This window comes from Cellulomonas fimi, from assembly GCF_012952065.1.
GTDB classification, from domain to species: Bacteria; Actinomycetota; Actinomycetes; order Actinomycetales; family Cellulomonadaceae; genus Pengzhenrongella; species Pengzhenrongella fimi_A.
The window spans coordinates 18,726-28,088 of sequence record NZ_JABCJJ010000031.1 but is presented as its reverse complement, the minus strand read 5'-3'; the positions used below and the strand labels follow the sequence as shown (position 1 = coordinate 28,088).

Sequence of the window (9,363 nt, the reverse complement as noted above, 5' to 3'; positions counted from 1 at the left end):
ACGGGCCCGTGTACGGGGTCAGCGCCACACCGTCGGGGACACCCGTGCTCGTCGCATCCGGGAACCCGGTCGACGACGCCACCGGAGCGACGGGTCCCGGAACAGGGGCCGGGGCCGGTGCGGGGGCCGGGGCCGGTGCGGGGGCAGGGGCCGGGGCAGGGGCAGGGGCAGGTGTGGAAGCGGCCGTGCCCGGGCGGAAGAGGACGTCGACCCAGTACTGGCTGCCGTTCCACGACTCCGTCGGGAACGAGCTCCTCGCGCCGTATGAGTAGACGCCACCACTCCTGCTCGGCACAGAGAGCACGTCCGAGCGGTCCGCGCCGCTGTGGCGCTGCGTGGCGGAGTAACGGCCGTTCGGGGCGTAGTACGAGACGACGTAGCGCTCGCCGGCCGTGACACTGACGGGCTCGTCGAAGGTCACCGACTGCCAACCGCTCGCCGTCTCACCCGTGAAGGTCGCGGTCGCGAGCCTGGAGCCGTCACTCGCCCAGAGGTTCCCGACATGGGTACCCGTGTTCTCGGCGCTCTTCCAGAACTTGACCCCGGTGACGGTGCCGCTGACGGACGGGGTGAACCTTGTTCCGAGCTCGACGGCGTCCCGGTCAGAGGCGACCGTCGCACCGTTCGGGGTCGCTGCGCCCCACAGGGATTCCGTACCAGCGCCCCAGGTCGGCGCAGCCGGTGCGGTTGTCGCGAGAGCGCCGCCGCTGCCGAGAGTGACGAGGACCGCTGTGGCGGCGAGCCCGGCCGTGAGCCGGTTTCGGCGTCGGCGGGGCGACCGGTCCCCGGGGGTAAGGGCGCGCGTGAGGTGTCGACTCATGATCTGAGGTATCTCCAAGGGGGCTGGGCGCGGCGTGTGACGCCTCGCTTATACTCTCGTCCGCTCTGGCGGCAAGCTCGAGGAGTGTTGCGATCTGATAACGGACGATCGACATGGTGGCACGGACCCGGACGCCCACGGAAATTCACCCGTTCGACGCAACCCGGATCCGGCCGCATCCGGACAGCTCGCTGGGCCGCTCACCGGCGGGTTCGTGCGTCATCTCACCTGGTGAGACATCCGAAGGCAACTGGTCAGGTGTCCGAATTGCCCGGGTGCCGGTTCTCATCAGAGCGATCCCAGCGCGATGCGCGGGTCACGGCTGGGTTGTCGGGCCTACCGAGTTCGAACAGCGGGCGAAGCACACTTCGCCCGCTGTCCAACCGGAATGGTCAGGAAGCTCGAAGTACTGTGCGGGCATGATGGTCTTCGTGCACCAGGTCGTCGACGACAGCGTCAGTGACCGTCGCGCGACGTGCAACGATTCCGAGGCCCGCCTACCCATCGACGGCGGCGCACACCGCCAGCCGGTCGCGTGCGGGAACCTCCGCGAGGGCTCGTTGACGGCAACCGAACCACTCCTTCTCGACCAGATGAGGGACGTCGTGCGCACCCTCGGGTTCGGGACGATCGGCTCGCTCGGCCGGTTCGTCGAGGACGCGTCCGCAGGTCGGGCGGGCTGAGCATCAGGTGGCACGGTCGCCGAGAGTCCTCGTCATCGTCCAGAATCTGCCGGTGCCTCTCGACCGGCGGGTGTGGCTGGAGTGCCAGGCGCTCACGGCTGCCGGGTACGAGGTCAGCGTCATCTGCCCGAAGGGGCCCGGCGATCCCGCCCGCCAGTGCATCGACGGCGTCGCGATCTACAAGTACCGGCCTGCCCCCGCGGCGCGTGGCGTGCTCGGGTTCATCATCGAGTTCGTCTACGCGTGGCTCCGGACGGCGGCGCTATCGCTCGTGGTGCGGCGCGAGCGCGGGTTCGACGTCATCCAGGCGTGCAACCCGCCGGACACGTACTGGCTGCTCGCCCTGCTGTGGCGTCCGTTCGGAGTGCGTTTCGTCTTCGACCACCACGACCTCAATCCTGAGCTGTTCCGCTCCCGGTTCGGGGAACCGCGGTCGGTCGGGGCGCGAACCCAGTACCGCGGGCTGCTCTGGCTCGAGCGTCGGACCTTCCGTGCTGCGCACCGGGTGATCTCCACCAACGAGTCGTACCGACAAGTCGCACTGCAGCGCGGCGGCGTGCCGATGGATCGCACGGCGGTCGTGCGCAGCGGACCCGACACACGTCGCATGCGTCCCGTGCTGTCGGCCGTCGACGAGGGGCGCAGCGCTCACCTGCTCGTCTATCTGGGGATCATGGGGCCGCAGGATGACGTGCACGTCGTGCTGGAGGTGATGGACGAGCTCGTCCACAGGCGTGGCCGCACCGACCTCCGTGCGGCGCTCCTCGGGTTCGGTGACTGCCTCGAGGACCTGCAGGCGCTCCGCACCCGGCTGAAGCTCGAGGACGTCGTCGAGTTCACGGGACGTGTCGGGGTCCGGGAGATCGCGGAGTACCTGAGCGCGGCGAGCCTGGGGCTGGGGCCTGATCGGAAGACGCCACTCAACGACGTCTCGACGATGAACAAGACGATGGAGTACATGGCCTACGCCGTGCCTGCGGTCTCCTTCGACCTCGTCGAGACCAGGTTCTCGGCCGGTGAAACGGGTGTCACAGTCCCCACCGACGACGTGGCGTCGTTCGCGGACGCAGTCGAAGAGCTCTTGGACGACGACGATCGCCGCGTAGCGCTGTCCATCGCCGCTCGGGACCGGGTGGTGACTGAGCTGGACTGGCGCCCCCAACGCCGACGGTACGTGGAGGTGTTCGACGGGCTCCTCGGGTTCCGTTCGCGTCCGCCTGAGGAGGATCTCGAGCTGTCGGCCGACGAGTGGGGTCGGACGTACGTCCCCACGGACGAGCTCGCGGATTTCGTGCGGATGCGGGGACCTCGCCGCTGAGATGCGTGCGGAAATGAAAGGAAGTCAGCCCGCCGGGGTGCCGGGGGTAACCGCCGGAGCGCCCGAGCCCTCGGGCGACCCCTCCGGCCGCTCAGAGCTGCACGCCCGGGGGGACAGCACGGGTCCGGAGTCATCTCGATGCAGCCGGACGAGCGCCCCTGCGGTCCCCAAGGTCAGGACGAACGTCCCCATCGTCATGGGGAACGCGAACGCGTCGAAGAAGGCGAGAGCGACCGCGCCGGCGGCGATCCCGGCCACGAGCGACAGGGCGAGGTCTTTCGCCTCAGGGTCGGTCCACCGGCGTCGTCGACGCACCAGGATGACGATCGCAGTGACGGGGATCGCCACGAACGCGATCGTTCCGACGAGCCCCCCGCTCACGAGCATGCCGAGGTAGGTGTTGTCGAAGATCCGGTACTTGGGGAGGAAGGTGCCAAGGCCGCGGCCGAACACCGGCGCATCCTGGAAGAACTGCAGCGCGATGGCGTAGCTGTCCGTCCTCGAGGTGATGCTCGGGTCGTTCGCCGCGGTGACGAACATGCTCCGCACGGTGCGGAACAGCGGACGGATCGCGAGGCTCAAGGCCGTACCGCCGATCGCGACGGCCGCTCCTACCCTCCACCTGAGACGAGGCGGCCAGCCCAGCAGGAGGATGAGGAGGGCGACCACGAGACCGATGTAGGCAGAGCGGGACATCGACAGGGCGAGCGCGAGCGCGATCGTGACCGCGGGGAACCAGCGGCGCACGAGCCCCCGGTCCCTGGCGTGGAAGGCGCTGTGCAGGGCTAACGGGAGCAGGATCGTGAGCAGCGCACCGAACTCGATCGGATGCGTGGCGGTGCCGGAGATGCGCACCTGGCCGCTTCGGAAGAACGAGTCCACCCCGCTCGTGGCCGTCAGACCCGGGACGGTGATGTAGTCGATCAGTGGCTGACGTGTCGCGTACTGGGCAAGTCCGACGAGGGCCATCAGCCCCCCGACGAACGCGAACCGATGGACGAGCACCTCGACGTCACGTCGCGTAGTGAGTCCGTCGTGCGCCATCAGCAGGATCCCCGACCACGAGATGGCGACGATCACAGCGACATCGGCCGGACTGATCTCGTCCTGGTCGATGGGCCGTAGCATCGCCACGACGTAGCTGACGCCGACGGTCACCAGAAATAGCGCGAATGCCATTCGGATAGGACGTCGCGACGTCGATGCGCTCGATGGACCCCACAGCTGGACCAGGAACCACACCATGGCGCTCGCGAGGCCGAAGAGCATCGAGGGGGCGCCTGCGCTCCCGAGAGGTCCGAGAACCAGTCGAGACGGGATGGCGAAGAGAAGCACGAGGTACACCGTCAACCAGGCGAGGACGCCCGCATGGCGCACCGCTTCCGGTCGTGGTGCGACCATCACCGAGGGGGCTAGGTCCGAGGCAAGACGCGCTGAGCGCTCGCCTCGCTCAGGGTGTCGTCGCGGTTCACCCGGTTTCGCGTCACGGCCCGTCCACGATCGACGCTGCCGTCGTCGCAGGAGTCGTTCTCGGAGGGGGCCCCGGTCGGCTCGACTCTCGTCGGCCCGGACAGCTGCGCCTCGACGGACGGCGTGGCAGGTTCGACCGCCCCGGCTACGTGCCGGCGCGGTCGACGGACCAGGACGCTGTCGAGGATCGTCACGCCGACGAAGGTGACCGCCAGACCGGCGCCGACCGCCGCGATGAGGGCGCGCACGGTCGAGCTGACCACCTCGGTCGGCTCTGTGTCGACGGACAGTGGCATCGACGTGAAACGCGAGGGCGGCGGTGCATCGACCTGGTCCTGGAGGCTGCCGAGCGCGTCCGGCACGGTCGCGAGCACCGCGTCCAGCGCTGTCATCACTGTTCCCGGCGACGGGCCCTCCACGGTCATCATCACGAGTGGTCCACGTGAGAGCGGATCCGACACGACGTCGTAGGTGACGTCCGGGTACTGACCGGCAAGTGACTCGCGGACGTCGTCGCCGGCGAGGTAGGCGACGACGAGCGACGCGGGCTGATCCAGTCCACTGAGCTGCAGCAGCTGGTTGGAGCCCTCCGGGACCGATGCGCTCGGCGGGAGCAGCAGCACGCTCCCCGCGGCGCTGTACGTCGGTGGGACCGCCCAGAACGCGACGTAGGCCAGACCCGCTGTCAGAAGGAGCCCCAGCGCCACGGCATACCAGCGCCGCAGCAAAGCCGCGGCGAAGGTCGTGAGTTCCATGTCGACCCCGTTCGACGCATCCTGTGCCAGCATGTCGCTAGTCGTTCGAGATTAGCGTTCCGGTCGGCACCACGTGCCTTCTGCACCGGAAAGCGTCCGTTCTGTCACGACATCTTCACCCCGATGCCGGATGGCGGGCAGCGTCGACGTGCCAGACTCGACAGCGCTCGGAAAGGTGCTCAGTGACGATGTGGGACATGCTGCACAAGCGCATCGGTCGATGGCATGTCGTGCTCCTCGCCGTCGCGGCCGGTCTCGTGGCAAGCGCCTTCGCGCTCAGGGTGGAGGGCGTGTACTGGTCACGGGCTGAGGTGACGTTCCTGGCCCCGACGAGCGAAGTGAATCCCAACGCGCTCAGAACGACGACGACGGACCTGATCATCACGGCGGGTGCGGTGGCACGGCGGGTCAACGGCAATGTCATGTGGAATCAGACGGCCGACGCTGGCGCAACGATCGTGGGTCAGGGTGAGCTCGACGGCTGGTCCGTCCGACTGCCGGACTACGGGGGCCAGTGGTCCACCGTCTACTCCAGGCAGGTCCTCGACGTCCAGGTGAGCGGCCCGACCGCCGAGATCGTCCGTGAACGCCAGGATGAGATCCTGGCTCGGATCGACGCCGAGCTCGACTTCCTGCAGGAGGGGTCCCGCGCGTCGGACCGGATCTCGACGACCGTCGTACCTGCGCCTCCTTCGGTGTACTACATCCAGGGCAGCACCTCGCGCGCCCTCGCGATGATCTGGGTGCTGTGCGGTGCGGGCGCCTTGGCGGCGGTGCGTGGCGTCCAGCTCCGCGCCCGGCGCAGGCAGCCGGAGGTGGATGCGTCGCGTCAGGATGAGTGACGCACGCGCAGGATCTCCCGGAGAAGATCGGCACGCTCTGAGCCGACGCGGCCATAGGTGAACGAGGCCGCCGCAGCCCTGGCCGCGGTGCCGTACGCGTGGCGGGCGCTGGCGTCCCCTGCGAGCGTCCGGATGGCGTCGGCAATCTGTCGGGGCGAGCCCGGGTCGATGAGGAGGCCCGTGCGCTCGTGCTCGACCAGACGCGCGGCGCCCATGGGCGTCGTGATGACGGGCAGCCCGCATCCCGCGGCCTCGTAGGTGACCTGCGGTCCGCCCTCTTCCCAGGTCGGGAAGACGAAGACGTCCGAGCCCGCGTAGACGCCGCCCGGGTTGTCGACATAGCCCCACAGCCGGACGCGCCCCGAGCCGGTGTACGACTCGACGAGCCCCGCGATCTCGTCATCGATCGGACCCGCGAGAACCAGCTCGCCGTTGATTCCGGCCGACTCCCATCCCTCCAACAGCTCGGGCACGCCTTTGCGCACTCCGATCCGGCCGACGAAGACAGCACGAAACCCGTCTGTTCGTGCGATCGGCGGCTGGTCCGTGAACCGATCCGGTCGCCAGCCGAAGGTTGTCGCGAGGATCTGGTGCGGCCCGACTCCGAGAGCCAGCAGCGAGCGCTCCACCTCGGGGTTCGAGGCGAAGAAGTAGTCGTAGAGCTTCAGCTCCTCGGTCTCACCTTCGATCACGCTGGCCGAGAGACCGTGAGTCGCGGGCAGCCCAAGCCGGGCGTACGCCGCATCGAGGATCGGCCCCGCCGTGGCGCACGGTGAGTTGATCATCTCGCGCACCGTGACGATGCCACGGTCGAGGGCTTCAGCAACGAGCCGCGACGGGGTGCCAGGCCAGAAGTGCGCGACAGTCGTCTCGGGGTCGGTGTCCGCCAGCGCCGCCCGGAAGCCGGCTTCCAGTCGAGGGACAGCGGCAGCCTTGACGAGCCGCCAGGGCAGGCGGTTCCCGACGGCGGGACACGGCTGCTGTACGCACACTCCGGGGGGCAGTGCCGCCCGGCGCCTACCGGCATGAATCTCGGGAGTCACGCCGGCGGCCGCCATCCCGCCGGCGATCTGCGCACAGCTCTCGGCGGGCCCCCGTCCGCTGAACGAGTACGGAGCGTAGACCAGGCAGCGCACGCCTCGGGTCGCGGTGGTCATCGCACGACTGAGGGTGACCACGCCTGCGGGATGAACACACCGGGAGTCGACCCTTCGGCCACCGCGATGGACCACACGTCGGTGACACCGGGTTCGTCGACCCGGGGCATCCCGTAGAGCAGCGTCGAGTCGTCCAGCCACTCGAGCTGGTCGTCGATGCTGCGCTCCTCGCCGTCGAGGACGGTCTCGACACCCGACGCGAGATCGAGCACCGCCACCGACCAGAACTTCCCGTCGTCGCCCCCGACGTCCTTCTTGAAGGCGACCCGGGTGCCGTCCGGCGACAGCGAGGGACACTCGACGTTCTCGCGCAGTGCGGTGAGCGTGCGGTCCGACAGGTCGCCCCGCACGAGCCACGTCTTGCCCGCGACGAGGGACGCGGCGGTGGCGTAGAACGTCCGGTCGTCCACGAACGTGACGCCCCAGAGGTTCCGGTCGACCGGGGCGATCGGGGTGCCGTCGACGATCAGGGTGAAGTCCTCGAGATCGCCGTACCCCTCGCCCTCGGCACGCTCGACCCTGGTCCGGGTCGAGAAACCGGAGCTCATGTAGGAGTCCCCGGAGACGAAGACGGTGGTCGACACCAGCGTCCCGTCGGGGGAGAACCGCGTCCTGCTGGGGATCCCCGGCAGCGGCCAGGTGCGCACGGTCTCCCACGCGGAGTCCAGCAGCTCGGCCGTGAACGTCGTCGCGATGCCTCGGACGGTACGCAGGCAGATCGCCTGGTCCGCCGTCGCGTCGATCCGGTCGCACGCACGGTCGGTGAAGGCGCGGGGCCCGGCCGGATCCTCCAGCGGCACCACCGCGGCGAGCCCGTACTGCACCCCCGGCGCGGTGCTGCGGAACACGACGCGCGAACCGGTCGTCACCGTGTCCAGCTCCACCTGGTCGACGTCCGGAGCCGCGAGAACCGCCGCCCGCTGACGTGCACCGGCCATGACGGCGAACGCCGTCATCCCGACCGCGACGACGGCGACGATCACGATCAGCGCGATGGTGCGGGGCGCCGTCCTCATGCGGGGTCCACCGGCGCGGTCGGCGTGCTGCGCTCGCTGGCGCCCAGGCCGCGCACCGCCAGGTAGCAGAGCGGGACGGCCACGGCCAGGAGAGCGGCGACCGTGAGCATCGCGTTGCCCCGGCCGAGCGTGAACCAGAGCAGCCCGAACCCGGCCGAGGCCACCATCCGCGCGACCGCCACGACCGTCTGCGCGGTGCCGATGGCGCTCGTGCGCGCCGCCGGGTCCACGAGCCGGCCCGCGACGGCAGCCAGCACGCCGTCTGTCGCTGCGTAGAAGACGCCGAGCAGCACGAGGCACGCGAGGGTCGTCACGGTGGAACCGGCCGTGACCGCCGCGGCAGCGTAGGCGGCGAGCAGCGCCAGGTGACCCAGCACGAGCACGCGCGCCCGTCCCACGCGGTCCGCGAGCCGTCCGACCGGGACCGCGAGCGCCAGGTACGCGACGTTGGTCCCGACGTACAGCAGCGGGAACCACTGGGTCGCGAAGCCGTCCCGGTCCTGCAGCGACAGGTAGAGGAAGCCGTCGCCGACCGTCAGCAGCCCCAGCACGCCGGCCACGACGAGCAGCCGCCGCAGGCGCGGGTCGGTCAGGTGGCGCCAGCTGAACGGGCGCATGCGTGTTCCCGCGTCGCTTGCCTCGGCGCGGGGGCGCCGGTCCGGTACGAGCAGGCCGAGCACGGCGAGACCCATCACGGCGAAGCCGAAGGACACCACGAAGACGGTCGTGTACCCGTCCGGGATCGCCCACAGGATCAGGAATGCCAGCAACGGACCCAGCGCGGCGCCGACGGTGTCGAGGGTGCGGTGGACACCGAACGAGCGGGCGAGGTGATCCGGGTCGGAGGCAGAGGCGATCATCGCGTCGCGCGGAGCGGTGCGGATCCCCTTGCCGAGCCGGTCGACGGCGACGAGCGCCGTGACCGCGCCGAATCCTTGCGCGAGGACCAGGCCGCCCCGGGTGACGGCGGACAGCGCGTACCCGGTGAACGCGACCCACTTGGGCCGGTCGCCCCGGTCGGCAGCCCACCCGCCGGCGACTCGGACCAGCGCGCTTGCGCCCTGCATCAGCGCATCCACGAACCCGTACGCGATCGTCGACAGGCCGAGCGCGGTCGTCAGGTAGAGGGGGAGGACCGCAGCGACCGATTCCGACGAGATGTCCGTGAGCAGGCTCACCACGCCGAGGCTGACGACCACCGAGGAGACACGACCGGGTGTCCGCGCGCTACGCCCGGCCGCCGGTCGGTCCCGGACGCTGATGTACATCCAACCCGCCTCGTCTTGTCGCGACGCCCAGAGG

At 69.8% G+C, this 9,363-nt stretch carries 9 protein-coding genes; 3 read left to right on the top strand and 6 right to left on the bottom strand.

What is annotated here, in order from left to right:
• Nucleotides 1–820: DUF4082 domain-containing protein (locus tag HIR71_RS14195; protein ID WP_169325720.1), on the bottom strand; the 820-nt coding region annotated here is incomplete at its 3' end.
• Between the two features lie 419 nt (nt 821–1,239).
• Between HIR71_RS14195 and HIR71_RS14190 the strand changes: the two genes are divergently transcribed.
• Both HIR71_RS14190 and HIR71_RS17550 read left to right on the top strand, forming a co-directional pair.
• Nucleotides 1,240–1,503 carry a hypothetical protein gene (locus tag HIR71_RS14190; RefSeq protein ID WP_169325719.1) on the top strand — a complete coding sequence of 88 codons (264 nt, stop codon included), beginning with the start codon at nt 1,240–1,242 and terminating at the stop codon, nt 1,501–1,503.
• 52 nt (nt 1,504–1,555) lie between these two features.
• Entirely contained in the window at nt 1,556–2,821 is a 1,266-nt protein-coding gene (locus HIR71_RS17550) for a glycosyltransferase family 4 protein (RefSeq protein ID WP_396031761.1), read from the top strand.
• A 24-nt stretch (nt 2,822–2,845) separates the two neighbouring features.
• Here HIR71_RS17550 and HIR71_RS17015 read toward each other — a convergent pair whose 3' ends face one another.
• On the bottom strand, nt 2,846–3,979 hold the full coding sequence (locus HIR71_RS17015) for an O-antigen ligase family protein (protein ID WP_169325717.1): 1,134 nt from the start codon (nt 3,977–3,979) through the stop codon (nt 2,846–2,848).
• A 254-nt stretch (nt 3,980–4,233) separates the two neighbouring features.
• Nucleotides 4,234–5,079 carry a hypothetical protein gene (locus tag HIR71_RS14175; protein ID WP_169325716.1) on the bottom strand — a complete coding sequence of 282 codons (846 nt, stop codon included), beginning with the start codon at nt 5,077–5,079 and terminating at the stop codon, nt 4,234–4,236.
• Nucleotides 5,080–5,243: 164 nt separating this feature from the next.
• Between HIR71_RS14175 and HIR71_RS14170 the strand changes: the two genes are divergently transcribed.
• Nucleotides 5,244–5,888 (top strand): hypothetical protein, encoded by a 645-nt coding sequence (locus HIR71_RS14170; RefSeq protein WP_169325715.1) that lies wholly within the window; start codon nt 5,244–5,246, stop codon nt 5,886–5,888.
• On the opposite strand, the gene HIR71_RS14165 is transcribed toward HIR71_RS14170, so the two are convergent.
• Genes HIR71_RS14165 through HIR71_RS14155 form a run of 3 tightly spaced genes read right to left on the bottom strand, consistent with a single transcriptional unit; the run spans nt 5,876 to nt 9,329 of the window.
• Nucleotides 5,876–7,045, bottom strand: a complete 1,170-nt coding sequence (locus tag HIR71_RS14165; protein ID WP_169325714.1) for a glycosyltransferase — start codon at nt 7,043–7,045, stop codon at nt 5,876–5,878. The two genes, HIR71_RS14170 and HIR71_RS14165, sit on opposite strands and share 13 nt — an antisense overlap.
• Nucleotides 7,042–8,061 carry a beta-propeller domain-containing protein gene (locus tag HIR71_RS14160; RefSeq protein ID WP_169325713.1) on the bottom strand — a complete coding sequence of 340 codons (1,020 nt, stop codon included), beginning with the start codon at nt 8,059–8,061 and terminating at the stop codon, nt 7,042–7,044. The genes HIR71_RS14165 and HIR71_RS14160 overlap by 4 nt, the downstream gene beginning before the upstream one ends.
• Nucleotides 8,058–9,329 (bottom strand): MFS transporter, encoded by a 1,272-nt coding sequence (locus HIR71_RS14155; RefSeq protein WP_169325712.1) that lies wholly within the window; start codon nt 9,327–9,329, stop codon nt 8,058–8,060. Before HIR71_RS14155 ends, HIR71_RS14160 begins: the two co-directional genes overlap by 4 nt.
• Nucleotides 9,330–9,363: the final 34 nt, after the last annotated feature.

Coding starts and splice junctions, on each gene's coding strand:
- HIR71_RS14155 (WP_169325712.1), bottom strand. CDS start 9,329: ATGTACATCAGCGTCCGGGACCGACCGGCGGCCGGGCGTAGCGCGCGG.
- HIR71_RS14170 (WP_169325715.1), top strand. CDS start 5,244: ATGCTGCACAAGCGCATCGGTCGATGGCATGTCGTGCTCCTCGCCGTC.
- HIR71_RS14190 (WP_169325719.1), top strand. CDS start 1,240: ATGATGGTCTTCGTGCACCAGGTCGTCGACGACAGCGTCAGTGACCGT.
- HIR71_RS14175 (WP_169325716.1), bottom strand. CDS start 5,079: ATGCTGGCACAGGATGCGTCGAACGGGGTCGACATGGAACTCACGACC.
- HIR71_RS14165 (WP_169325714.1), bottom strand. CDS start 7,045: ATGACCACCGCGACCCGAGGCGTGCGCTGCCTGGTCTACGCTCCGTAC.
- HIR71_RS14160 (WP_169325713.1), bottom strand. CDS start 8,061: ATGAGGACGGCGCCCCGCACCATCGCGCTGATCGTGATCGTCGCCGTC.